This is a genomic window from Pseudomonas sp. ASL3 (assembly GCF_056680425.1).
The window spans coordinates 5,776,591-5,802,145 of sequence record NZ_CM155281.1 but is presented as its reverse complement, the minus strand read 5'-3'; the positions used below and the strand labels follow the sequence as shown (position 1 = coordinate 5,802,145).

At 55.1% G+C, this 25,555-nt stretch carries 22 protein-coding genes and 1 pseudogene; 10 read left to right on the top strand and 13 right to left on the bottom strand.

All coding sequences use genetic code 11. The features are described 5' to 3' along the window. Nucleotides 1–56: 56 nt before the first annotated feature. Together AC1MEE_RS26500 and glnK are read right to left on the bottom strand one after the other, a co-directional pair. Nucleotides 57–1,403 (bottom strand): ammonium transporter, encoded by a 1,347-nt coding sequence (locus AC1MEE_RS26500; RefSeq protein ID WP_480412443.1) that lies wholly within the window; start codon nt 1,401–1,403, stop codon nt 57–59. 35 nt (nt 1,404–1,438) lie between these two features. Then, complete coding sequence (glnK, locus tag AC1MEE_RS26495) at nt 1,439–1,777, bottom strand: P-II family nitrogen regulator (RefSeq protein WP_002555808.1); 339 nt, start codon at nt 1,775–1,777, stop codon at nt 1,439–1,441. A 420-nt stretch (nt 1,778–2,197) separates the two neighbouring features. Between glnK and AC1MEE_RS26490 the strand changes: the two genes are divergently transcribed. Next, nucleotides 2,198–2,458: an accessory factor UbiK family protein gene (locus tag AC1MEE_RS26490; protein WP_480412442.1), complete on the top strand. Its 261-nt coding sequence runs from the start codon at nt 2,198–2,200 to the stop codon at nt 2,456–2,458. 136 nt (nt 2,459–2,594) lie between these two features. Here AC1MEE_RS26490 and AC1MEE_RS26485 read toward each other — a convergent pair whose 3' ends face one another. Together AC1MEE_RS26485 and AC1MEE_RS26480 are read right to left on the bottom strand one after the other, a co-directional pair. After that, complete coding sequence (locus AC1MEE_RS26485) at nt 2,595–2,900, bottom strand: HigA family addiction module antitoxin (protein ID WP_480412441.1); 306 nt, start codon at nt 2,898–2,900, stop codon at nt 2,595–2,597. An 8-nt stretch (nt 2,901–2,908) separates the two neighbouring features. Then, nucleotides 2,909–3,187 (bottom strand): type II toxin-antitoxin system RelE/ParE family toxin, encoded by a 279-nt coding sequence (locus tag AC1MEE_RS26480; RefSeq protein ID WP_480412440.1) that lies wholly within the window; start codon nt 3,185–3,187, stop codon nt 2,909–2,911. A gap of 175 nt (nt 3,188–3,362) precedes the next feature. On the opposite strand from AC1MEE_RS26480, the gene AC1MEE_RS26475 reads away from it, so the two are divergent. The 3 genes from AC1MEE_RS26475 (at nt 3,363) to AC1MEE_RS26465 (ending at nt 5,555) form a co-directional block, all read left to right on the top strand. Continuing rightward, on the top strand, nt 3,363–4,856 hold the full coding sequence (locus AC1MEE_RS26475) for a YifB family Mg chelatase-like AAA ATPase (RefSeq protein WP_480412439.1): 1,494 nt from the start codon (nt 3,363–3,365) through the stop codon (nt 4,854–4,856). Nucleotides 4,857–4,951: 95 nt separating this feature from the next. Beyond that, complete coding sequence (relB, locus tag AC1MEE_RS26470) at nt 4,952–5,233, top strand: type II toxin-antitoxin system RelB family antitoxin (protein WP_480416350.1); 282 nt, start codon at nt 4,952–4,954, stop codon at nt 5,231–5,233. After that, nucleotides 5,220–5,555, top strand: a complete 336-nt coding sequence (locus tag AC1MEE_RS26465; protein WP_480412438.1) for a type II toxin-antitoxin system RelE/ParE family toxin — start codon at nt 5,220–5,222, stop codon at nt 5,553–5,555. Before relB ends, AC1MEE_RS26465 begins: the two co-directional genes overlap by 14 nt. Here AC1MEE_RS26465 and AC1MEE_RS26460 read toward each other — a convergent pair. Beyond that, complete coding sequence (locus tag AC1MEE_RS26460) at nt 5,521–6,441, bottom strand: LysR substrate-binding domain-containing protein (RefSeq protein ID WP_480412437.1); 921 nt, start codon at nt 6,439–6,441, stop codon at nt 5,521–5,523. The genes AC1MEE_RS26465 and AC1MEE_RS26460 overlap by 35 nt on opposite strands. 156 nt (nt 6,442–6,597) lie before the next feature. Here AC1MEE_RS26460 and AC1MEE_RS26455 point away from each other — a divergent pair, with 156 nt between their 5' ends. Further along, complete coding sequence (locus AC1MEE_RS26455; RefSeq protein WP_480412436.1) at nt 6,598–7,995, top strand: NorM family multidrug efflux MATE transporter; 1,398 nt, start codon at nt 6,598–6,600, stop codon at nt 7,993–7,995. 126 nt (nt 7,996–8,121) lie between these two features. On the opposite strand, the gene AC1MEE_RS26450 is transcribed toward AC1MEE_RS26455, so the two are convergent. Beyond that, a complete protein-coding gene (locus tag AC1MEE_RS26450) occupies nt 8,122–9,795 on the bottom strand; it encodes a putative bifunctional diguanylate cyclase/phosphodiesterase (protein ID WP_480412435.1) in 1,674 nt (557 codons plus the stop codon). Between the two features lie 203 nt (nt 9,796–9,998). Here AC1MEE_RS26450 and rep point away from each other — a divergent pair, with 203 nt between their 5' ends. Both rep and AC1MEE_RS26440 read left to right on the top strand, forming a co-directional pair. Continuing rightward, nucleotides 9,999–12,008: a DNA helicase Rep gene (gene rep / locus AC1MEE_RS26445; RefSeq protein ID WP_480412434.1), complete on the top strand. Its 2,010-nt coding sequence runs from the start codon at nt 9,999–10,001 to the stop codon at nt 12,006–12,008. A gap of 44 nt (nt 12,009–12,052) precedes the next feature. Continuing rightward, a complete protein-coding gene (locus AC1MEE_RS26440; RefSeq protein WP_480412433.1) occupies nt 12,053–12,625 on the top strand; it encodes a xanthine phosphoribosyltransferase in 573 nt (190 codons plus the stop codon). A 355-nt stretch (nt 12,626–12,980) separates the two neighbouring features. Here the strand turns inward: AC1MEE_RS26440 and AC1MEE_RS26435 are convergent, their stop codons facing one another. Both AC1MEE_RS26435 and AC1MEE_RS26430 read right to left on the bottom strand, forming a co-directional pair. Beyond that, the gene (locus tag AC1MEE_RS26435; protein WP_480412432.1) at nt 12,981–14,912 is read right to left on the bottom strand and encodes an acetyl-CoA hydrolase/transferase C-terminal domain-containing protein; all 1,932 of its coding nucleotides are present in this window, start codon (nt 14,910–14,912) and stop codon (nt 12,981–12,983) included. 143 nt (nt 14,913–15,055) lie between these two features. Continuing rightward, nucleotides 15,056–15,229: pseudogene (locus AC1MEE_RS26430) on the bottom strand (c-type cytochrome); the annotation flags it as partial. A 632-nt stretch (nt 15,230–15,861) separates the two neighbouring features. Here AC1MEE_RS26430 and lanM point away from each other — a divergent pair. The 3 genes from lanM to AC1MEE_RS26415 all read left to right on the top strand — a co-directional run bounded on the left by lanM (nt 15,862) and on the right by AC1MEE_RS26415 (nt 21,266). Then, nucleotides 15,862–18,789: a type 2 lanthipeptide synthetase LanM gene (gene lanM / locus AC1MEE_RS26425; protein WP_480412431.1), complete on the top strand. Its 2,928-nt coding sequence runs from the start codon at nt 15,862–15,864 to the stop codon at nt 18,787–18,789. Nucleotides 18,790–19,662: 873 nt separating this feature from the next. Next, nucleotides 19,663–20,535: a hypothetical protein gene (locus AC1MEE_RS26420; protein ID WP_480412430.1), complete on the top strand. Its 873-nt coding sequence runs from the start codon at nt 19,663–19,665 to the stop codon at nt 20,533–20,535. A 2-nt stretch (nt 20,536–20,537) separates the two neighbouring features. Next, nucleotides 20,538–21,266 carry an AAA family ATPase gene (locus AC1MEE_RS26415; RefSeq protein ID WP_480412429.1) on the top strand — a complete coding sequence of 243 codons (729 nt, stop codon included), beginning with the start codon at nt 20,538–20,540 and terminating at the stop codon, nt 21,264–21,266. A gap of 74 nt (nt 21,267–21,340) precedes the next feature. Here AC1MEE_RS26415 and AC1MEE_RS26410 read toward each other — a convergent pair whose 3' ends face one another. The 5 genes from AC1MEE_RS26410 to dadA form a co-directional block, all read right to left on the bottom strand. After that, complete coding sequence (locus AC1MEE_RS26410) at nt 21,341–21,769, bottom strand: c-type cytochrome (RefSeq protein ID WP_480412428.1); 429 nt, start codon at nt 21,767–21,769, stop codon at nt 21,341–21,343. Nucleotides 21,770–21,961: 192 nt separating this feature from the next. Beyond that, complete coding sequence (locus AC1MEE_RS26405; RefSeq protein ID WP_480412427.1) at nt 21,962–22,510, bottom strand: cupin domain-containing protein; 549 nt, start codon at nt 22,508–22,510, stop codon at nt 21,962–21,964. Nucleotides 22,511–22,669: 159 nt separating this feature from the next. Continuing rightward, complete coding sequence (gene alr, locus AC1MEE_RS26400; RefSeq protein ID WP_480412426.1) at nt 22,670–23,743, bottom strand: alanine racemase; 1,074 nt, start codon at nt 23,741–23,743, stop codon at nt 22,670–22,672. Between the two features lie 78 nt (nt 23,744–23,821). After that, complete coding sequence (locus AC1MEE_RS26395) at nt 23,822–24,175, bottom strand: RidA family protein (protein WP_480412425.1); 354 nt, start codon at nt 24,173–24,175, stop codon at nt 23,822–23,824. Further along, complete coding sequence (gene dadA, locus AC1MEE_RS26390) at nt 24,147–25,448, bottom strand: D-amino acid dehydrogenase (protein ID WP_480412424.1); 1,302 nt, start codon at nt 25,446–25,448, stop codon at nt 24,147–24,149. The genes AC1MEE_RS26395 and dadA overlap by 29 nt, the downstream gene beginning before the upstream one ends. Between the last annotated feature and the right edge of the window lie 107 nt (nt 25,449–25,555).

Here is a 25,555-nt window from a genome sequence, read left to right as displayed (position 1 = left end):
CGACAAACTTCAGACAAAAAAATGCCCGGTAACCCGGGCATTTTTTATGCGGTGACTTACAAGTTGTAGCCACGCTCATTGTGAAGCGCAAGGTCGAGGCCTACAGCTTCTTCTTCCTCGGTGACACGCAGACCCATGACGGCGTCCAGTACCTTAAGGATGATGAAGGTGACGACCGCGGTGTAGATGATCGTGAAGCCGACGCCTTTGCACTGAATCCAGACTTGTGCAGCGATGTCAGTGGTTGCGGCATTGAAGCCACCCATCGAAGGCGCAGCGAACACACCGGTCAGGATCGCGCCGAGGATACCGCCGATACCGTGCACGCCGAAGGCGTCCAGGGAGTCGTCGTAGCCCAGTTTGCGTTTCAGGGTGGTAGCGCAGAAGAAGCAGACCACGCCAGCCGCCAGACCGATTACCAGCGAGCCCATCGGGCCAACAGTACCGGCAGCCGGAGTAATGGCAACCAGGCCGGCAACCACACCCGAGGCGATGCCCAGGGCACTTGGCTTACCGTGGGTGATCCACTCAGCGAACATCCAGCCCAGTGCAGCAGCGGCGGTCGCGATCTGGGTCACCAGCATCGCCATACCGGCAGTGCCGTTGGCCGCGGAAGCGGAGCCGGCGTTGAAGCCGAACCAGCCCACCCAAAGCATTGCCGCGCCGATCAGGGTGTAACCCAAGTTGTGCGGAGCCATTGGGGTAGCCGGGAAGCCTTTACGCTTGCCCAGTACCAGACAGGCAACCAGACCCGCTACACCTGCGTTGATGTGAACCACGGTGCCGCCGGCGAAGTCGAGAACGCCCCAGTCACCCAACAGTGAGCCAGGACCGCTCCAGACCATGTGCGCGATTGGCGCATAGACCAGCGTGAACCAGATGCCCATGAAGACCAGCATGGCGGAAAACTTCATCCGGTCGGCGAACGCACCGACGATCAGCGCTGGGGTGATGATGGCGAAGGTCATCTGATAGGTGACGAACACCGCCTCAGGGAACAACGCGGTTGGGCCGGTGATGCTCGCTGGGGTTATGCCCGCGAGGAACGCCTTGGCCAGACTGCCGAAGAAGGAGTTGAAGTTGACGACGTTGGCTTCCATCCCCGTGGTGTCGAACGCGATGCTGTAGCCATAAATGACCCACAGAATGCTGACCAGACCGGTGATGGCGAAGCACTGCATCATTATCGCAAGAACGTTTTTCTGCCGAACCATGCCGCCGTAGAACAGCGCCAGACCGGGGATGGTCATGAACAGCACCAACGCCGTCGAAGTCAACATCCAGGACGTGTCGCCGGAGTTGAGGACAGGTGCTACGACCGGTACCGGGTCAGCCGCCAGGGCCAGACCAGGGATTAAAAGGGACAACAGGGCGCCTAGCCCTGCGAATTGACGCAGAGTCATAGTGTTTTACTCCTGGGGCGTTGGGGTTTGGCGGCTTAGATTGCGTCGGTATCGGTTTCGCCGGTACGGATGCGAATGGCCTGTTCTAGGTTAACCACGAAGATCTTGCCGTCACCGATCTTGCCGGTGTTGGCTGCCTTGGTTATCGCCTCGATAACCCGATCCAGATCCTTGTCATCAATCGCAACATCGATTTTCACTTTTGGCAGGAAGTCGACGACGTACTCCGCACCGCGATACAGCTCGGTGTGACCCTTCTGCCGACCGAAGCCTTTAACTTCTGTGACGGTGATGCCCTGCACGCCGATCTCGGACAGCGACTCGCGCACGTCATCCAATTTGAACGGCTTGATGATGGCAGTGACTAGTTTCATGAAACTTTCTCCCGAATTGGTGGACTTGCCCCAGGAAAACAAACCCGACTCAAGTCTAAGCGCAGTGCTTGGCTTTGTAACCCGTCGGTCGCCTCAAACGGGCCCGACCAACCCCAAAAAACCGCTTCTGACGAAACACTTCCCTACTCCGCCTACCGCACTGCATTCGTCACAGCGACTGCATCAGTGCATGGGTCATATGCCACTAAGCAGAAAGCTTGCCATCTCATAAAAAGCCTTTAATTACAGTGACTTAGCCTAAAGCCACTATGAAAGCTCCCCGCCATCAGGATCAAGACGCACAACAACAGTGCGCGCGTGCCCGCCCTTGTGCGCGAAAAGCGTGCAGAACGGGTGATCTGAATTGACTATAGACGCTGCGTGATACACTGCCGCCCATCTGTTTCCGGAATCCTGACCATGCTCGCGCCTAAAGCTTTCCTCGACGCCCTGAGCGGCCACGCCTCACGTTTGTTCAACGGCGAAACACCGATCCCGCGCAATGAATTCGAAACCCAGTTCAAAGCCTTGCTGCAAAGCGGCTTCAGCAAGCTTGATCTAGTGAGTCGCGAAGAGTTCGACAGCCAGATGACCGTCCTCGCCCGCACGCGCGCCCGCCTCGAAGCGCTGGAAGCGAAAGTGGCCGAGATGGAAGCAAGATTGGCGCCGCCTGCGGAATAACTTCCGCGCGGTGGTGCGTTGATGTGGGAGCAGGCTTGCAACTACGCGTCCCGCTGCGAACAACGGTTTGTCAGGCAGACCGCGTCGAGATATTCGCAGGCAAGCCTGCTCCCACGAAATGTCCGTCAGACTACAGCTACGCGCAGTGAGCGATTGGATGCACCTGATCCCTGATCGCAGCTCCCCGCTCGACTTCCGCTTTCCGTAAATCGTAAGCCAGCTGCAGATTCAGCCAGAACTCAGGCGTGGTCTCCAGGCACGCGGCAAGTCGAAGCGCCACGTCTGCACTGACTCCGCGCCGCTGAAGCACGATATCGTTGACCGTTGGCGTGGATACATTCAGCGCCCTCGCCAAGGCAGCCGAAGTCAGCCCAAGGGGCTCCAGGTATTCCTCTTTAAGGATTTCGCCCGGATGTACAGGGCGCATACCGTTTTTAATCATTAGTCACCTCAGTGATAGTCAACGATTTCAACATTTTCCGGTCCGTTCGCGCCCCAGATAAAACAGATTCGCCACTGACCATTGATGCGGATGCTGTGCTGACCCTTGCGATCGCCATCCAAAGCTTCAAGGCGATTACCGGGAGGGGAGCGCAAATCACCGAGTGCAGTGGCGGCTTCAAGCATTGTCAACTTGCGTTCCGCAACGGATATAAACGCTGACCACAATCGTGTTTTACCTCGTCGAAAAAGGTATTCAGTCTCAGCGCATTTGAAGCTTACGATCACAATTAAAGCTTAACGTTATTCGTTAACATGCAAGTGTATAGCGGCCACACACAAATGCAAGCCGACCGAACTGGGTATAACCTGCCAACCGCATTCACACCCTGTATCGATTCCCTCACCCAGCGACACCTCTAATTCCCGCAGGATGCGGTTATTCAGATATCAAGGAATGATCATGTCTCTCGCCATTGTCCTCAGTCGCGCCCAAGTGGGTGTGGAAGCGCCTGCCGTCACTGTCGAATGCCATCTGGCCAACGGCCTGCCTGCGTTGACGCTGGTGGGCTTGCCGGAGGGGGCGGTCAAGGAAAGCAAGGATCGGGTGCGCAGTGCCATCCTGAATTCCGGCTTCGAGTACCCTGCGCGCAGGATCACCCTCAACCTCGCCCCCGCTGACCTGCCCAAAGACGGTGGACGTTTCGATCTGGCGATTGCATTGGGTCTACTCGCGGCCAGCGCCCAATTGCCCTCCTTCGCGTTGCAAGATGTCGAATGCCTGGGTGAGTTGGCGTTGTCCGGTGCGATTCGACCGATTCAGGGTGTATTGCCTGCGGCGTTGGCCGCTCGTGCTGAAGGCCATACGTTGATCGTTCCTTCGGCCAATGCCGAGGAGGCGTGTCTGGCGTCGGGTTTGCGGGTGATCGCGGTCAATCATTTGCGGGAGCTGGTGGCGCACTTCAATGGCCGAACGCCGATTGCTCCTTATGAAACCAGCGGCCTCTTGCACCTGAGCAAGCCCTATCCCGATCTGAACGAGGTACAAGGGCAGACTGCCGCCAAGCGCGCGTTGCTGGTGGCGGCGGCGGGTGCTCACAATCTTTTGTTCAGTGGACCTCCTGGCACCGGCAAGACGTTACTCGCCAGCCGCCTGCCGGGCCTGTTGCCGCCGCTGGATGAGCATGAAGCGCTGGAGGTGGCGGCGATTCAGTCGGTCGCCAGCCAGAGCCCTCTGACGAGCTGGCCGCAACGGCCCTTCCGGCAACCGCACCATTCCGCTTCAGGCGCCGCGCTGGTAGGCGGCGGCAGTCGACCGCAGCCCGGCGAGATCACCCTCGCCCACCATGGCGTGCTGTTTCTCGATGAATTGCCAGAGTTCGATCGCAAGGTACTGGAGGTGTTGCGTGAGCCACTGGAGTCCGGCCACATTGTCATCGCCCGTGCCCGCGACCGGGTGCGCTTCCCGGCGCGCTTTCAGTTGGTCGCCGCAATGAACCCCTGCCCTTGCGGCTATCTGGGCGAACCCAGCGGCCGCTGTCGTTGTTCGACGGAGCAGATCCAGCGTTACCGCAACAAGCTTTCCGGGCCGTTGCTGGACCGCATCGACCTGCACCTGACCGTCGCCCGCGAAGCCACGGCACTGAATCCTGCCCCACAAACCGGCGACGACACCGCCAGCGCCGCCGCGCTCGTGGCCCAGGCCCGCGACCGGCAGCAACGACGCCAAGGCTGCGCCAACGCCTTCCTCGACTTGCCGGGCCTACGCAAACACTGCCCGTTATCCAGCGCCGACGAAAGCTGGCTGGAAACCGCCTGCGAACGCCTGACCCTGTCACTCAGGGCCGCACACCGCCTGTTGAAAGTCGCGCGAACATTGGCGGATCTGGAGCAAGTCGATGCAATTGGGCGCAGTCACCTGGCAGAGGCGTTGCAGTATCGGCCTTCGAGTAATTAGTGAGGGATCCGACATAGCGCTGTTGCCCGTATCTCTTTTGAGATACATAGTGACTATTAATCAGAGGAGAACTGAAAATGGCTGCACATACTTCAATGCTGCATGTCCGGATAGACGATGAACTGAAGGCCCAGGCGGCTGAAACACTGGCAACATTTGGCCTGACTGTTTCAGATGCCGTTCGCATACTGCTGACCCGTGTCGCTAGAGAAGGGGCGCTTCCCGCTGGCTTCACTACCGATTCGGAAGCCTACGACAAATGGTTTCGTGCCAAAGTCCGGGAGGCGATGGATGACCCGCGCCCCGCAGTTCCCCATGAACAAGTCATGGATGAAGCTCAAGCGCTAATCGACAAAAAGCGTCGTGCCCGGAGTTGAATGGCGGGCACATGCCCGGGCCGATTTGCTGGCGATCATTGATTACATTTCTGACGATAACCCTGATGCCGCGCAGCGCCTGAAGGACGAAGTCGAGGGTAAAACAGCTGGGCTGGCTGATCATCCGCAACTTTACAAGGCGGGACGAGTCGAGGGCACGCGGGAAATGGTCGTGCACCCGAACTATGTAGTGATCTACGTTGAGGACGCTCAAGTGGTTTCGATTCTCCGCGTCCTGCATGCAGCTCAGCAATGGCCGCTTACCAGTGAAGACGACAGCGAGTTGCTCACTCCAATATCTCCACCTTTGGCAAGTCCATAGCCTGCACTTCGCCCTGAAGAAAGTCGCTGAGCCGGCGAAGCCGTTCGCCGCCCGGCCGGGTCTTCGGCCATACCAGATAGTAGTTTTCACCACTGACCACCGCAGTGCGCCACGGCAAGCTCAAACTCCCTCGCGCCACGTCCTCGGCGACCATCAGCAAATCGCCGATGGACACGCCATAACCCCGAGCCGCAGCGATCATGCCCAGCTCCAGGGTGTCAAACACCTGGCCGCCCTTGAGCGAAATCTGTTCCGACAGGCCCATACGCTCCAGCCAGCTACGCCAATCACGGCGATCGGGTGTCGGGTGCAGCAGCTCGGCGCTGGCGAGACGCGCAACATCCCAAGGCTGATCCTGCAGCAAAGTCGGCGCGCCCACCGGAATCAGTAACTCGGGGAACAGGTACGTCGCTTCCCAATCCGGCGGAAAGTGCCCGCGACTGAGCAACACAGCGCAGTCGAACGGCTCCTGAGTGAAATCCACGCTGTCGACGTCCATCCAGGCACTGGTCAGTTGCACTTCGTTGCCCACCTGAAGATGACGAAAGCGGCTCAGGCGTGCCAATAACCAACGCATGGTCAGGGTCGATGGCGCCTTCATGCGCAAAATGCCCTCTTCGGAGCGCAAGGTGCTGCAGGCCCGCTCCAGTGCCGAGAAACCTTCACGCACCCCCGGCAATAGCAGGCGCGCCGCCTCGGTCAATTGCAGGTTGCGGCCATTACGCTGAAACAAGCGGCAGGCAAAGTGCTCTTCAAGGGTCCGTATATGGCGGCTGACTGCGCTTTGGGTGATCGACAACTCCTCGGCAGCCCGGGTGAACGAGCTGTGCCGAGCGGCGGCTTCAAATGCGCGCAGCGCATAAAGCGGAGGAAGACTACGAGACATACAGAGCTTTCCTGATGCGATGTCGCGCTACCTTACCTCAACTGGCTTCAGATGAGTTTTACTCATGCCAGTGATCAGGTTTATCCCTTTGTGCCAATCATGGGAAATGCCGAGAATCAGCTGCTCACGAAACCCCGCAAACCGAGCACCACAACCATGCGATCTGTAGCCACTAAAGCACCCTGGACCAAAGAGCTCGGGATCATCCTGCGTCTGGCCGGGCCGCTTATCGCTTCGCAGATGGCGCATATGCTGATGGTCTTCACCGACACCGTGATGATGGGGCATCTGGGGCCGGATGCGCTGGCGGGTGGCGGGCTGGGCGCGGCCAGCTACAACTTGATTTCATTCTTCTGCGTGGGCGTGATCGCCGCCGTCGGCACGTTGGTTGCGATTCGCCATGGGGCGGGCGACACCCTGGGCGCCACCCGCCTGACTCAGGCCGGACTGTGGCTGGCGTGGGGCTTGGCGTCGGTCGCAGCCGTACTGCTGTGGAACCTTGAACCGATCCTGCTCAAGCTCGGCCAAAAAGAAGCTAACGTGCACATGGCCGGTCAATTTTTGATCACCCTGCCCTTCGCCCTGCCCGGCTTCCTGAGTTTTATGGCCCTGCGTGGCTTTACCAGTGCGCTGGGTCGTGCCGGGCCGGTGATGGTGATCAGCCTCGGCGGCGTCGTGGTGAATTTCTGCCTCAACTACGCGCTCCTTCATGGCCTGTTCGGCCTTCCACATCTGGGGCTGATGGGCATCGGGCTGGTCACTGCGGTGGTTGCCAACAGCATGGCATTGCTGCTGGCGCTGCATATTCGTCAGCACCCGGCCTATTCTCGGTACCCGATTCGCCAAGGCTTTATGCGTCCGTCGCTCACCTGCCTGAAAGAACTGTGGCGCCTGGGTCTGCCGATTGGCGGTACCTATGCGGTCGAAGTCGGCCTGTTCACGTTTGCGGCGTTTTGCATGGGTGCCATGGGCAGCACGCAAATGGCGGCGCATCAGATCGCCCTGCAAACGGTGTCGATGGCCTTCATGATCCCGGTAGGGATTTCCTACGCGATGACCATGCGCATCGGTCTGCATTACGGCGCGGGCAACCTGCTACAAGCACGCCTGGCCGGGCGCGTCGGCATCGCGTTCGGGGCGTTGATCATGCTCGGCTTCGCGTTGTTGTTCTGGCTGGCGCCGCACCTGATCATCGGTCTGTTCCTCGACGCCGAGAACCCGGCGTACCGCGACGTGATCGATCTCGCCGTGAAGCTGTTGGCGATCGCGGCGTGGTTCGAGCTGTTCGACGGAATGCAGACGTTGGCCATGGGTGCGATTCGTGGGTTCAAGGATGCCAAGACCACGTTTGTCATTGGCCTTGCATGTTATTGGCTGATCGGCGCACCCGCAGCCTGGACCTTCGGCTTTTATGCAGAGGGCGGCGCGATTGGTGTCTGGTGGGGGCTGGCCCTGGGACTAGCCTGTGCGGCACTGGCGCTGACGGTGGCGTTCGAGAGGAAGACCAGGCGCTTGCTGCGGCAGGTGCCGGTGGGCGAGCCGGCCATGGCTTGATGTCGAGCCCGGCATCTGTAGGAGCTGCCGAAGGCTGCGATAGGCCGGGGTCGCGCTCGACCGACACGACCTTCAACGATCTAAAGAACACGACCGCTCCGCGGCCGATCGCGGGCAAGCCCGCTCCTACAAGGTCTGTGCTTGCCCGACGTTTTGGCTTTGCCCAAAGGTTAAATATTCAACCAGTTCAGCCAGCGGCAACGGCTTGCTGATCAAATACCCCTGAGCCTGATCACAACCAAAACCACGCAACAGCGCCAATTGCTCTGGGGTTTCGACACCTTCGGCGACCACTTCCAGACTGAGGTTATGCGCCAGGTTGATCATGGCGTGCACCAGCTTGCGGTTTTCTTCGCGCTGCTCCATGCCACCGACAAAGCTTTTGTCGACCTTGAGCAAGGCAATCGGCAGGCTGTTGAGGTGCACGAACGATGAGAAGCCGGTGCCGAAATCATCCAGCGAAAACCGCACGCCCAGACGGCCCAGCGCATCCATGGTCTGCTTGACCAGATCGCTGCGGCGCATGACCGCGGTTTCAGTCAGTTCGAACTCCAGCCAGCGGGCATCGACACCACGCTCGGCGATCAAACGGCTCAGGGTCGACAGTAGTTGGCTGTCCTGAAACTGACGGAACGACAGATTGACCGCCATGTGCAACGGCGGCAGTCCGCGCTCGCGCAGCTCCTGCATGTCACGCAGGGCGCGGGAAATGACCCAATAACCCAAAGGCACGATCAAACCGCTTTGCTCGGCCAGCGGCACGAACTCGCTGGGTGGCAGCAAACCGCGCTCGGCGTGGCGCCAGCGTACCAGCGCTTCAAGGCCAACAATGCGCCCGTCCTCCAGCGACAGCCGTGGCTGGTAGTGCAGTTCCAGCTCGTCACGACGCAAGGCCCGACGCAGCTCGCCTTCCAGATCAGCCAGGCTGCGCGCGTTGCGGTTGATGCGTTCGTTGAAGATATGAAAGGTGCAGCCCTGGGTGCTTTTCGCCTGCTGCATGGCGATATGGGCATGCCACATCAATGGATCGGCACCGGCCTGCGCGCGCGCGTGGGCAATGCCCAGGCTGCAACCGATCAGCAGGCTTTCGCCATCGACCCAATACGGCTCGGCCAAGGCTTCCGTAATACGCTCGGCCATCCATTCGGCGCGTTGCGGCGCCCGTCGGGTGTCGATCAATAAAGCGAATTCATCACTGCCCAGTCGCGCCAATTGATCGCCCGCTTCAAGCTGGCTCTTGAGCCGAGAGACCACTTGCAGGATCAATCGGTCGCCGGCCTGATGGCCCAGCGCGTCGTTGGCGTGGCGGAAGTTGTCCAGATCCAGGTGTCCAAGCGCCAGGCCGCGACCTTCGTTTTCGGCCAGACGGGCCGCCAATAAGGTCTGGAAGCCCTGGCGGTTGGCGATGCCGGTCAGCGGATCTTGCTCGGCCAGGCGTTGCAATGTGTTTTCCAGCACACCGCGCTCGCGCACGTGCCGCAGGCAACGGCGCAGGGTGTCGATACTCAGCGCATCGAGCACCAACCAATCACTCACGCCAATCGGCGTTTCGAGCGGCTCATGCGTGAGCAGCATCACCACCGGCAACTTACAGCGTCCCGGCGCAGGCTGAAGCTGCGGAGTCGTCAGCAGCAAAGCGCTTCGTTCGTCATCGAACAGGCTGCTGACGTCCTCCCAACTCGGGGCGCAGATCAGCACTACCGAATCTCCCAAAGGAGCCAGGCACTCGCGTAACAACGCTGGCCATTCTGGCTCTTGGGCCAGTAGCAGCAAACGCAAGGGTTCGACAGGCGTAGACAAGCTAGCTCCCTAGACTCACTAAAAATCGTTGGTGGTACAGCTCAAAAACCCGACATTGAGCACAATCCACTGCGCATCCTGCGCGAAAGTAACAAAACCGGCAAATTTAGATCGCGTGCTACGTCACAGTGTCGGACGATGACTGCACAAATGCTTGAGCCTGTTAAAATGCCCGGCCATTTCGCAAGCGATCCTTTTTCGTCATGTCCCGACTCAATCCTCGGCAACAAGAAGCCGTGAACTACGTCGGCGGCCCTCTTTTGGTGCTCGCCGGTGCTGGCTCCGGCAAGACCAGCGTGATCACCCGCAAGATCGCGCACCTGATCCAGAATTGCGGCATTCGGGCGCAATACATTGTCGCCATGACCTTTACCAACAAGGCCGCGCGCGAGATGAAAGAACGTGTCGGCACGCTACTGAAGGGTGGCGAAGGCCGTGGCCTGACGGTATCGACCTTCCACAACCTGGGCCTGAACATCATCCGCAAGGAGCATACGCGGCTGGGCTACAAACCCGGTTTCTCGATTTTCGACGAGGCCGACGTCAAAGCCCTGATGACCGACATCATGCAAAAGGAATATTCGGGCGACGACGGCGTCGACGAAATAAAGAACATGATCGGCTCGTGGAAAAATGATCTGATCCTGCCGCCGCAAGCCCTGGAAAACGCGCGCAACCCCAAGGAGCAGACCGCTGCCATCGTCTACACCCACTATCAGCGCACGCTCAAAGCCTACAACGCGGTGGATTTCGACGACCTGATCCTGATGCCGGTGAAGCTGTTTCAGGAACACGCCGACATTCTGGAAAAGTGGCAGAACAAGGTCCGCTATCTATTGGTGGACGAATATCAGGACACCAACGCCAGCCAATACCTGCTGGTGAAACTGCTGATCGGCAGCCGCCATCAGTTCACCGTGGTCGGCGACGATGACCAGTCGATCTATGCCTGGCGTGGCGCGCGTCCGGAAAACCTGATGCTGCTCAAGGACGACTATCCATCGCTGAAAGTGGTAATGCTCGAGCAGAACTATCGCTCCACCAGTCGTATCCTGCGCTGCGCCAACGTGCTGATCTCGAACAACCCCCACGCCTTCGAAAAGCAGCTGTGGAGCGATATGGGCCACGGCGACGAAATCCGCGTGATCCGCTGCCGCAACGAAGACGCCGAAGCCGAACGCGTCGCAGTGGAACTGCTCACCCTGCACTTGCGCACCGACCGCCCTTACAGCGACTTCGCGATCCTCTACCGCGGTAACTATCAGGCCAAGCTGATCGAGCTGAAGCTGCAACACCATCAGATTCCGTATCGACTGTCGGGCGGCAACAGCTTCTTCGGGCGTCAGGAAGTAAAAGACCTGATGGCCTACTTCCGTCTACTGGTGAACCCGGATGACGACAACGCCTTCCTGCGGGTGATCAACGTACCGCGTCGTGAAATCGGTTCGACCACCCTGGAAAAGCTCGGTAACTACTCCACCGAACGCAAGATCTCGATGTACGCCGCCACCGATGAAATCGGCCTGGGTGAGCATCTGGACAGCCGTTTCACCGACCGCCTGCAGCGTTTCAAGCGCTGGATGGATGGCGTGCGCCAGCAATGCGCGCAGAACGACCCGATTGCTGCCCTGCGCAGCATGGTCATGGATATCGACTACGAAAACTGGCTGCGGCAGAACAGCTCCAGTGAAAAAGCCGCCGACTATCGAATGGGTAACGTCTGGTTCCTGATCGAAGCGCTGAAGAACACCCTGGAGAAAGACGAAGAAGGCGGCATGACCATCGAAGAGGCCATCGGCAAGTTGGTCTTGCGTGACATGCTCGAACGTCAGCAGGAAGAGGAAGACGGCGCCGAAGGCGTGCAAATGATGACCCTGCACGCCTCCAAAGGTTTGGAGTTTCCGTACGTGTTCATCATGGGCATGGAGGAAGAGATCCTGCCGCACCGCTCCAGTATCGAAGCCGATACCATCGAGGAAGAGCGTCGCCTGGCCTATGTCGGCATTACCCGCGCGCGCGAGACATTGGCCTTCACTTTTGCCGCCAAGCGCAAGCAATACGGCGAGATCATCGACTGCGCGCCGAGCCGCTTTCTCGATGAACTGCCAACGGACGACCTCGCCTGGGAAGGCAATGACGACACACCGGTAGAAGTGAAAGCCGTTCGTGGCAATACAGCACTGGCTGATATTCGCGCCATGCTCAAACGCTGAATTGATCATTTATTGCGCACATTTGCGCTGCCTGAGGAACCATCGTGGAAGCACTGCATAAGAAAATTCGCGAAGAAGGCATCGTCCTTTCTGACCAGGTGTTGAAGGTCGACGCATTTCTTAACCATCAGATCGACCCGGCGCTGATGCAACTGATCGGCAAAGAGTTCGCCACGCTGTTCGCCGACTCGGGCATCACCAAGATCGTCACCATCGAAGCTTCGGGCATTGCGCCAGCAATCATGACCGGTCTGAAACTGGGCGTGCCGGTGATCTTCGCCCGTAAACACGAGTCCTTGACCCTCACCGAAAACCTGCTGTCGGCGACCGTGTATTCGTTCACCAAGCAAGTCGAAAGCACGATTGCCATTTCGCCTCGGCACCTGACCAGCAGCGACCGCGTGCTGATCATCGATGACTTCTTGGCCAACGGTAAGGCTTCGCAAGCGCTGATCTCGATCATCAAACAAGCCGGCGCCAGCGTTGCCGGACTGGGCATCGTGATCGAGAAATCGTTCCAGGGCGGCCGCGCGGAGCTTGATGCGCAGGGTTATCGCGTTGAATCCCTGGCCCGCGTGAAATCGTTGGCGGAGGGTGTAGTTACTTTTCTCGATTGATTGCGTCAGGTCTATTCGCAGGCAAGCCTGCTCCCACAGAGTTTGTGTACACCGCTAACCCTGTGGGAGGCCTCGCCGCGTCTTCGACGCCGCGCTGTCGCGCAGCAAACTCGGTCGCGATTCTGCCCGGAGGGCGTAGGAGCTGACTTGTCTGCGAAAAGGGCCGAAGGACCTTCCGACGATGGTGGATTCACCATTTTTGCCAGCGCTTCGCACTGGATCGCAGACAAGTCAGCTCCTACAGGGGGTCAGCGTTAGGCTGAAAATTGCATAAAAATTATGCTTTATTTTCAATGATTTATGCGTTGTTTGATGGGAGCAGGCTTGCAACTACGCGTCCCGCTGCGAAGGTCTGTCAGACGCCGGGATGTGTAGCCTGCAACCCCGCCAACACCAGCCGCTGATACAGCTCCTCCTTCAACCCCTGCGGCTCGGCCAGTTGCATTCGCTCAAGATGCACTGGATAGGCCGATGGCTCCGGCGCGTCGAGAGTGGCTTTGCCCAATTCCAGAATCTCGCTGAGCTTGAATTTGCTTTTCAGCCAGTTCAACGCTCGCAGCAGATCCCGCTCTTCGGCGCTGAAATCACAGCCCAGCGGGTATTCCGGGAACAGCTGCGCATACCGCGCTTGCAGCATCCGCAGGCGTTGCGGGGTGTTTTCGGTGAAGCGCGGGTCGAGGCGAAAATCCCGAGGCAGTTTGCCGATCTTCTGTGCCTGCTCGATCAAGCCGTCCTGAAAGCGTGAATCGGTGATATTCAACATCGCCTCGATGACCTGGGCGTCGGTCTTGCCGCGCAGATCCGCGATCCCGTATTCAGTGACCATGATGTCGCGCAGGTGCCGGGGAATGGTGGTGTGGCCGTATTCCCAGACGATATTGGACGTGACCTCCCCGCCTGACTCCCGCCAGCTGCGCAGCATCAATATCGAGCGCGCGCCTTCCAGCGCATGGGCTTGGGCAACGAAGTTGTATTGGCCGCCGACTCCGCTGACCACCCGCCCGTCCTCCAGTTGATCAGACACTGCCGCGCCCATCAGGGTCACGGTAAATGCGCTGTTGATGAATCGTGCATCGCTCCGCTGCAGGCGCTTGAGTTCTTCATCGCCGTACAGCTCGTTGATGTAACTGATGGCGGTCATGTTGAAGCGACCGCGCTGCTCCAGCGAGAACTCACGCAAGCGTTGATAAAAACTGCGCGGGCCAAGGAAAAAACCACCGTGGACCAGGATGCCGTCTGGATGGGCCAATTCGTCCAGCGTGCCGTCGTTGGCTTGTCGTTGCAGGGTTACGTCGGCATACACCTTGCGCCGCACGATGCCGGCGTCCACCAGCACCAACAAGCCGTTGACGAACATCTCGCTGCAACCGTACAGGCCTTGGGCGAACGGCTGCACGCCACCTTCGTGTTCGATCAATGCCTGCCAGGACGTGGTCGCGTCCAGCTCCGCGAGCAATGCGCGGTAAGCGCCGTTATCGTCTTGCCGCGCCAGGAGTGCCGCCGTCAGCGCATCGCCCATCGCGCCAATACCGATCTGCAACGTACCGCCATCGCGCACCAGCGTACTGGCATGCAAACCGATGAAGTGGTCCTGAAACCCCACCGGCATGTTCGGCGTGGAGAACAAGGTGCTGTGCTCTTCGTCCTCCAGCAATAAGTCGAAGGCCCCCGTGCTGAGTTCCGCGTCGCCGGGCATGTACGGCAAGTCAGCGTGAACCTGGCCGAGCAAAAGGATGGTTTCGCCCGCCGCGCGACGTTTGGCAATCATCGGCAGCAGGTCGAGAGTCACATCAGGGTTGCAACTCAGGCTCAACCGGCCCGGCCGCTGCGAATCCCGAGCGACCAGTTGCGCCACCAGATTCAGGCCATTGGCGTTGATGTCACGCGCGGCATGGCTGTAGTTGCTACTGACGTAATCCTGCTGCGCGGCGTGACTGTTGAGCAAACTGCCGGGCTGCATGAAGAACTGCTCGATACGGATATTCGGCGGCAGGCTGTCGCGGCGCAGGTCAGCGAGGAAGTCCAGTTCGGGGTAATCGCCAAATACCCGCGCAACGAAGGGCTCAAGAAATCGCTCCTGTAAACCCTCGCCAAGCTCCGGGCGCCCGAGACAGAGGGCGGTGTAGATCGTCAACTGACGCTGCGGCAGCTCCTTGACCCGCGCAAAAAGTGCGTTGACGAAGAGATTGGGCTTGCCCAACCCCAGCGGCAGGCCCATGTGAATGTGCGCGGGCAATTGCGCGAGTACTTGGTCGACTGCTTGTTCGATGGAGCATGACTGCGGCATCTAACCCTCCCGGCACATCCTTGGTTTCAGGTTGGACCGAGCTTGCCGGGTGTTTGCTGCAAAGGACAGTCCCCACGCGTCTTTTGTCCAAAAAACGCCCACAAAAAAGCCGCTCTAAAGCGGCTTTTTGTCGTCGGGCCGAATTACTTCAGGCCGGACATTTTCTGAATCGCGCTTTTCAACTCGGGATCAGAGCAATCTGAACAGGTGCCTTTTGGCGGCATCGAGTTGATCCCGGCAATGGCTTTAGCCAGCAGTCCGTCAAGACCGCCCTGCTCTTTGGCGCGCTTGCCCCAATCAGCGGCGTCACCGATTTTCGACGGGTGGGCGCAAGTATAACGGCTAGCCCCACAGACTTTCTCAGTAATAACCACCTTAAAAACAGCACCCACAACATCTAAGACCATAAAAATAAGCAAGTAAGAAAAACTCCGACTGCGAGTAGGAATTTTCTTAAGGAAAAAGCTACAACCTTATCGGACGTGTCGCGGATTGACTAATAAACAATTCGGACCGAGACTAACTCCATGAAGAAATACCGCTACTAGATGACGACTCAAAACAAAACAAACAAGGAGTTTGCCAATGAATAGTTCGTGATCCGTAAATATCAGCTTCAGCACACATCAATCATTTTTGACTACAAATGTTAGTTACCGACCAGTGCATTGCGCCCTGTCGAACATTTTTAGTCCATACTTAGCGAGCACTCATAATGCAAATTAATCTTGATATAATTAAAGACAATAGAAACTCTCTGCTCGATACAATTACACCAGTCTCAGCGCTAGTAATTCAAGCGTATAGCAACCTTACGGCGGCGAGCAGTGGAACTCGACCATGCACTAGCTGTTGCACCCAATGCTGGAACCGATGCTGCAACGCTACTTACGCGTAATATAAAGTTGGCGGCCGTTTTACGGCCGTCACCTATTAACGGAGCTTACAAATGCATGACGCCGTAGAGATACTCAAATCTCAATCACCCGAGTCTGAAAACCTTACGACAGATTGTCCTGTCTGGCCTTTTCTTGCTTATTACATAAAGAACGCTGTCAAACAGCTAGCCAAAATAGAAGGGCTAACTGACGATGAACGGAAAATAATCATTAATGGATATTTGAAAAATTTATCGACCCGCACAACCAACACCGCTACAAATGTCCTGTCTGTGGAAAAGGATATATTGAATCAAACGATCACTCCCCACAAATTAACCACGTCAGAATATTATGAGTTGCTGAGAAAAAACAGCGAGTACTTACTCAATATCTTGGAGGCATACCCAGAGCTGACTCGGGTGCTTCAAAAAATATCTGACAATTTTGTTAGTCAAACCTGCCTCCTTGCAATACGCATTGCAGAAAACCGAGCGACCCTCGGAACGATAACAGACGTAAACTCCTTCCATTCTCTATCTGAGTGCGCTCCGTCTGAAGGCGAAACTCATAACGGCTCGCTCACAGTTTGTACGCTAACTTTCTCTAATGGCAGCAAAATAGTTTATAAGCCAAGAAACCTCGAGATTGAACGTAGCGCGTCTGAGCTTCTTAGCCATTTATCCAAGACAGCCGGAGCTGATTATGCAGGCTGGGAAATTCCATCTTACATAGTCAACCCTGAACATGGCTGGACCAAATACGTCCCTCACTTACCAGCCAATAGCATTTCAGATGTGAAGACCTACTATAAGCGCGCTGGCTTTCTGCTTGGGTACTGTACAGCGCTAACAGCTTCCGACATAACTTCCGACAATCTGATTTGCAATGGAAACAATCCTACTCCGATAGATCTTGAGACTATCTTCTATTGCGTATTAAATATCAGCAGCATCCCCAAAGAGGTCCGGTGGAATAGTACTCAGACGAGCATTCTCCCCAATTGGACATGGAAAGGAACAGACGGTATTGGGGTAGATTTGAGCGCGCTAGGAGGGCTGAAAGAACAATATGTGAGCTTAAATCTTTATCAGCATTTAGAGGATGATAAAGGGGACGGTAAGTTTGGCACAGATGGAGTGAAGATTTTCCCTGGCCAAAACGTACTTTATCTAAACAATCAGGTAGTGACCCCGTGGCACTATGAAAGTGAAATTCAAGAAGGATTTAATCACTTCTTCTCAATATTGAAACAACATCAGCCTTATGTGATCGAAAAAATTAGATCGTTCGAAGGCTTACCAACCCGCTACGTTCCGCGGCCCACCGCCACATACCATTACGCCCTTCAGTGTTCACTTCACGCCACCTTGATGCGTTCAACCGAAGAACGGAAAGCCTTCTTAACAAAAATACTTGATAACGACAATGCGCCCGCAATAGGTTTTTTATCCGCAGAAGTAAAAGCGCTTTTGGATATCGATATTCCCTACGCAAAAAGCAGTGTTGGATCGCTAACGTTCTTTGAACCAAATTACGCCGGTGAAGGACACCTCGACCCGGACACATTCTTAGATGGGCTTTCTAATAGCGTTGATTATATTGAAAACTTTACGGAAGACCGACGCAACTTCGAAATCTCTCAAATAAATAATACTTTGACCGCAATGAGCTTCATGTACGATCATGGGAAGAAACTGACAACTCACAGCTTCCGGAATTCTGACGCTATGGGATCCACCTCAACTCCCCTTCCTGAAGTATTAAAGAATATAAAACTCTCGCAACAAGAAAATCTAAAATTTCTGACAAATAGAATTACGCTTGAACTATCCAATAACGGTTTATGGTACGGGTTCCACGCGTCCCCTGGCGGATACATCGAGTATTCTGAGCTTGGAGAAGATCTGTATTATGGACTTTCAGGCATAGTTTATGGCCTCGTGATGATTCACCATATTATGCCACTTCCGACAAATGGAATATTATTGTTGCTGGATGAAACTTATAAACGAGTTATTACAAAATTAGACAACAAGGGTTCGCACTTAGGCGGTTCTCATTTTGGTCTTTCTTCTTCGATTGTGCCCCTTACTATCTGCTTGAAATATTTTGATGACTGTCGACACGACGAGCTATTATTTAAATATAAAAAATATCTGCACAACGCAATGTCAGAGGACTGGTGGCAAAAATATTACTGGGGAGCAGACCTACTATCGGGTATGTATGGCACACTCAGCATTCTGACCAAACTCTTTGATCTCACGAAGGATATCGAGTTCGGTTCACTGGCGAAAACCCTATACGAAAAAATTGACTCCGAATTGACACTGCTAGACGGCAAGCGGATGGTGCAATTCGACAGATCCGTTACAACTCGCGAAGACTCTCTTCTCTCAGGAGTTTCCCATGGGGTCATGGGGTGCGCATACTCACTATTCTATTACTATAAGACTATCAACCAGACACCTGAAGTATATAAAACTTTTTCCACATTTCTAGATTGGGAACTGGGACAATATGATGAAACCATCAATAACTGGCCCGATTACCGAAGAAGATCTGAATCCCAACAGGGTGAGTTTTCTTGGAGTCACGGACTGCCTGGAAACTACCTCGTTCTTCAATACTTTGCAGATCATGATGTACAACAGGCACTGACTTTCATTACAAACAGACCTCCATCATCTTTTTTTAGCTATGAACATTTGATTCAACGAAAGCGACCTTCAAACGACTCAATGTGTCACGGCGCTTACGGCTTATTAAATATCATCAAAAAGTTATACCCTCCAGCCTTGTCGGATGAAAGAGTTTATGCGTGGCTGAATCTATCATTGTTGGCAGAACACGATATACGAGAGCTACGCTCTAGAGCGGCAGACCCTCTAGGTCTCTGGGTAGGCAAAACAGGGGCAATTCTGGGAGCATCCGGAATTTTAAACGAATCGTTGGACTTCCCTTTTCTCATCCACCAAATGACTTACTTAAAATAATGATCCTTAACTTTGGCTTTATGGCTCTCGGGGCGACTGCAGCTTGCATAAACTTGGGCGCCCCGCTTTTTTTGGGTTACGCCATCGATCACTACCAGAAGAATCATGAATTGCACCTTTGGTATATCTTATCTGCTTGCATGGGCCTCATTCTTTCACCTTGCATAAGGCTTGGCTCGAAATTCTATTTAGCAAGATCCAATGCTTCTACTCGATTAAAGTTGAAACAAAAATCTGTGAGCATTCTAATACAGCATAATAAGGTTTCACCAACTGAAGGTGACATAATTGAGCTTATTGATAACGATATAGATAATTCTATATATTTGCGACACAGTATTTATTATGACATCAGCACAAGTGTAGTGGCCATATTGGTTTCGCTCATAGTAATATATAACTACCACCCCATACTGTCAATCGCTCCACTTGCAGCTATTATGTTTGCATCGCTAGTATTTAAATCCACCCTGACGATTACGAATAATGCTTATGGTCAATACGTTGACATAAATACAACCCTCATAAGCAAAATATTATCTGCCGCCAAAACAAAGACTAGGCCTCCGCTTATAACATTTGAAACTTTGAAGAACACTACACTTCAAACACTTTGGAAGACGCAATTGAAGATATCAACGCTAGAAGCAATCTCTGGCCTATCGTTTCTCATTGGGACTTCACTTTTGTTATATCTTGGTAGCAGCTTACTACAAACAGGGGCACTCACAATAGGTGCGTTCATTGCGGCAGCAATGTACATCGAACGCATATTAATACCCCTTAGCTTTTTGTTAGGCATCTATTTCTCAAGCGCAGAAGCACTTTATAGACAGTCGAGAGTGCGATCATTACATGAACGAGAACAGACACATGAATAAAACGATCAGAACCTGCAGACTAATCATCATTGTAGGTCTACTACTCTTGCTATTGGCAGCAGCGCTACAGATCACCATACCTTATCTAATCAGCGCAGCCCTAAAGGAGATGACGAACTCCAAGCCGGATCTATCGGTTATATTACTGCTAGTAATAACTTTTTTGGGCAAAAACACATTACAATCCATCTCCGACACCCTGAATCGTTTTATAGAGGGGCGTGTACGGCTATCCATTATTGAGCACATATACATCAGCAATCAATCCAATGATAAAGGAGAACTTGTTACGTTGATGAAAGAGGACTCCGAGCGAGTGGCCTCCAGTGTAGTACAAGTTTTAGAGCTGACTGCTTCAGGTGGGTTGACTCTAGCAACCTTTATTTTGTTGACCTTCGATAACTACTTCATGGCAGCTCCATTATTGGCGCTATTTGGACTCTCATATCTCCATGTGGCCCGCTCATCTAATAAAGTCAGCCAAGTATATAAGTTAGAAATTGAACAAGAGCAGAAATATAAAGCTTCAATAATCCACCTCAAACAGGCATCTGCAGCACCACTTCGACACTTTCAACTAAAGGCCAGAATAAACGACTATCATTTAAAAAAATCTATAGGAACTCGATACAGGTATGAGCGCCTGAGTATCTTCCTTGCCGGTGGCCCTGAAATTTTCATTTCATTTATCATCGCCACATCGTTACTTCTTATAGCTTTTTTATCTCCAGCAACACTTGGGACCGACTTAGTATACTACTTAGGCTATATTGGTATATTTGCTCTAGCGGCAAATAGCTCTATACAAGCCGCACTATCACTAATTGGAACTAAAATTTCGATAGCTAGGATTTTCGGGAGTTGAACATGAACACCACATTCATTAAAGAAATACGACTCAAACCTGGGGCCACGCCTGACACCCCTATTGATCGAATATTTCCGATAACGCTGAATAATGCAATCACGGTTATTGTCGGTGAGAACGGGGCGGGCAAATCGACGTTGCTTGAATCGATCGCGGTCAAATTGGGATGCAATCCCGAAGGGGGCGGCAAAAACTTCAGATTCGACACAGAGTCAACCCACTCAGACCTGCACGAGCACCTGATTATTTCCAAAGGGTACCAAAAGGAGAAAGACGTTTTCTTTTATCGAGCGGAAACTTTTTATAATTTAAATACCGAAATCCGGCGATTAGATAGCGAAGGAAGTTTCGATCCTGAAATAAAGACTTATTATGGCGGACGCGATCTTCACTCCATGTCTCACGGAGAGGCTATGGAAGCGCTTTATAAAAATCGGTTCAAACCGAATGGCATTTACATACTTGATGAGCCTGAGGTTTCATTGCACCCCACCCGCCAACTTAGCTTCATCATTAGAATCGCAGAGCTGGCAAAGCAAAACTCGCAGTTCATCATTGCGACCCATTCTCCGATCCTCATGTCTATCCCCGATTGCGACCTGAGACACCTGCATGACGGCATTCTGGAGCCTGCCGAAGCTTGCGACATGGAATCTTATAGCGTTTACAAAGCGGTCTTAAACTCCAACGGTCAATACCTGAAAAAACTACTGTCTGATCAGGACTGATTTTCGTCGCGAAGCGTTTCAGGCACGAACACAAAAAAGCCGACTCAACGTCGGCTTTTTGTCATCAGGCCGAATTACTTCAGGCCGGACATTTTCTGAATCGCGCTTTTCAACTCGGGATCAGAGCAATCTGAACAGGTGCCTTTTGGCGGCATCGAGTTGATCCCGGTAATGGCTTTAGCCAGCAGGCCGTCAAGACCGCCCTGCTCTTTGGCGCGCTTGCCCCAATCAGCGGCGTCGCCAATTTTCGGCGAACCCAGCAAACCGGTGCCGTGGCACGCGTTGCAATGGCCCGCGATGATTTCATCAGCAGTCTTGGCACCACCGGCACCGCCAGCCGAAGCGGCAACGTCCATACCGGCGCACTCTTTGCCTTGCACACAGACCTGACCCACCGGCTCCAACCGCTTGGCGATATCATCATTTGTCGTAGCTTGAGCGCCGACCGCCCAAAGGGCCAATACGGCAGCTTGTACTGCCAGCATTTTATTAATTAGATTCACGCTTACACCCTCATGGTGGCTAGTCACGCCCGCAGCCACGGCTTCGCGGGCGGGCGCAAGTATAACGGTTAGCCCGCCACTCTGAAACAACCCTATAGTCGCAGGGGTATTTACCGATTGTCGGGCTCTGCGATGGGCGCTTGGTGGTCTCATCCCCGAGACGCGCGCCTCTGTTCAAGCGTGTAATTTAATTCAAAAATTTGCCGGCGTCGCGGCGCTGATTAGTCGCGCAGGCAGGTCGAACGGATTACGAAAGCGGTGAGGCTTGGTGCTTTCGAAATAATAACTGTCGCCCGCTTCGAGAATGAACGTCTCAGCGCCCACCACCAGTTCCAGCCGCCCCTCGATCATGATCCCGGTTTCTTCGCCTTCATGGACGAGCATCTCATCCCCAGTATCGGCACCTGGAGGATAGATCTCGGTGAGAAAAGCGATAGCTCGGCTCGGATGGGCCTTGCCCACCAGTTTCATGGTGACGGCGCCATCCGAAATGTCGATCAACTCGCTGGCTTTATAGACCACCTGGGTCGGATTTTCTTGTTCCACTTCTTCCGAAAAGAACTCAACCATGGACATAGGAATACCGCCCAGCACCTTTCTCAGAGAGCTGATCGAGGGGCTGACGCTGTTTTTCTCGATCATGGAGATGGTGCTGTTGGTCACGCCTGCTCGCTTGGCGAGTTCACGCTGGGACAGACCTTTAAGCTTGCGAATGGATTGCAGTCGTTCACCGACGTCCAATGCTGGAGTCCTCCTATTGATCAGGTATGGTCGAAATGAACGTTATGATGGCAACAGCGTTCAGTATTTACAACACTTCGACCCGTAACCCACTCGTAAAGGGACTAGCGGCTTGTCGGGGGGCATGCAATTTTGCCAGTATCTGCCGATCGCTGCCCGTCAGGTGCCGGAATAGAGTCTTGGCACGCGGCGCAGGTTGCAAAATATCTGATAAGGAATAGTGCCCGCATGAGCGGCGACATCGCTGGCCAACACGTTCTTGCCCCACAACTCGACCTGGCTTTCCAGACCGACCTGCGGCAAATCGGTCAAATCGACGCATAACATGTCCATCGACACCCGACCCAATAGGCGGCTCGCTTGACCATCAATGAAGACTGGCGTGCCGGTGGGCGCCTGCCGTGGGTAACCATCGGCGTACCCCATGGCCACCACACCCACGCGCATCGACCGATCCGTGACGAAACCTCCGCCATAACCAATCGGTTCGCCGGCAGGCAGTTCCCGCACGCAAATCACTTTCGATTCCAGCGTCATCACCGGCTGCAAACGCTCAGCCAGAGGCTGTGGCTGATCGAACGGCGTGGCGCCGTAAAGCATGATGCCGGGACGTACCCAGTCACTGGGTATCTTTGGCCAGCCCAGTACTGCGGGCGAATTACGCAAGCTGATCTGTGCCGACAATCCCTGACGGGCCGCTTCGAACACTGCCACTTGCTCGTCGCTGCGCGGGCAATCCAGTTCGTCAGCACGGGCAAAATGAGTCATCAAGACGATTTTCGCCACTTTTCCGCTGCTCAGCAGGCGCTGATAAGCCGCCTGATAATCCGCTGGATGCAAGCCGACACGGTGCATACCCGAATCCAGTTTGAGCCAGACGGTCAGCAGCTTGCTAATGCTTGCCTGTTCGATGGCTTCGAGCTGCCAGAGCGAATGCACCACGCACCAGAGGTCATGCTCGACGATCAGCGCCAGCTCGCTCGCCTCGAAGAAACCTTCCAGCAGCAAAATCGGCGCGCGAATCCCCGCCGCGCGCAGTTCCAGCGCCTCTTCGATGCAGGCCACGGCAAACCCATCGGCTTCGGCCTCCAGAGCCTGCGCACAACGCACCGCTCCGTGACCGTAGGCATCGGCCTTGATCACCGCGAGCGCTTTGGCCCCAGCGGTTTCACGAGCCAATTGATAGTTGTGACGCAGGGCTTGCAGATCGATCAGGGCGCGGGCAGGACGCATGGCGGCAGGCTTCTAGGCGGTGATGAGAATAAAAAACCCGACACCCATCAAGGGGGCCGGGGCGAAAGGTCTTTTTGATTAAGGCAGCGCAGCGACGACCGACAGCTCAACCAGAATTTCTGGCTCGCACAGCTTCGATTCGACAGTTGCCCGTGCTGGCGCAACGCCTTTTGGCAGCCATGTGTCCCAGACACTGTTCATGCCGGCGAAATGCGCGTCGATGTCTTTCAGGTAAATGGTCACCGACAGAATTCGGGTTTTATCGGTGCCGGCCAGGTCCAGCAAACGCTCGATGTTGGCAAGTGTCTCGCGAGTTTGCTGCTCGATTCCGGCAGCCATGTCGTCACCCACTTGCCCGGACAGGTACACGGTGCTGTTGTGGACGACGAGCTGACTCATACGCTCATTGGTGAGCTGGCGCAGGATTGCCATGTTTTACGATCTCCGGGGTTTTGCCGTAACGAGAAATATCGAGGCCTTCGGCGCTGATCTGTGGTGCTTTGCGGGCAATCAAATCGGCCAACAAACGACCAGAGCCGCAGGCCATGGTCCAGCCAAGTGTGCCGTGGCCGGTATTGAGGAACAAATTGCGGAATCGCGTGGCACCGACAATCGGGGTGCCGTCCGGCGTGGTTGGGCGCAGGCCGGTCCAGAAACTGGCCTGGGTCAAATCACCGCCCTGAGGATAAAGGTCACCGACGATCATCTCCAGCGTTTCACGCCGACGCGGATTGAGCGACAGGTCGAAGCCAGCGATTTCTGCCATGCCGCCGACGCGGATGCGGTTGTCGAAACGAGTGATCGCGACCTTGAAGGTCTCGTCGAGAATGGTCGAGGTCGGAGCCATGGCCGAATTGGTGATCGGCACGGTCAGGGAGTAACCCTTGAGCGGATACACCGGCGCCCGGATACCCAACGGCTTGAGCAACTGTGGAGAATAACTGCCCAGCGCCAGCACGTAGCGATCGGCGGTTTCCAGCTTGCCGTCGATCCACACGCCATTGATACGGTCGCCTGCGTAGTCAAGGCGCTCGATAGACTGGTCGAAACGGAACTCCACGCCCAGCTTGACCGCCATTTCCGCCAAACGGGTGGTGAACAGTTGGCAGTCGCCAGTCTGGTCATTCGGCAGACGTAGCGCGCCGGTCAAAATGTCAGTGACGCTGGCCAATGCCGGCTCGACCCGGGCAATGCCGGCGCGGTCGAGCACTTCGTAAGGCACACCGGACTGTTGCAGGACCGCGATGTCCTTGGCGGCGTTGTCCAGTTGCTCCTGGGTGCGGAACAACTGAGTGGTGCCAAGGCTGCGGCCTTCGTAGGCGATGCCGGTTTCGACACGCAGCTCATCGAGGCAATCGCGGCTGTACTCGGACAGACGCACCATGCGCTCTTTGTTCACCGCATAACGGCTGGCGGTGCAGTTGCGCAGCATCTGCGCCATCCACAGGTATTGATCGATATTCGCCGTGGCCTTGATCGCCAGCGGTGCGTGACGCTGCAGCAACCATTTGATCGCTTTGAGGGGCACGCCCGGCGCGGCCCAAGGCGATGCGTAGCCTGGCGAAACCTGGCCGGCGTTGGCGAAACTGGTTTCCATGGCAGCCGCTGGCTGGCGGTCGACCACCGTCACCTCGAAACCAGCCCGCGCCAGATAATAGGCGCTGGCCGTACCGATCACGCCACTGCCAAGGACCAGAACTCGCATGTTAAATCCCTCAATCGCGGATATCCGCTGACGTTTGTTGTTCAGAGCGAACATGTGTGCAGTATAAAAAGCTATGACCAGTGCTTTTCACTATATAAACACCTATA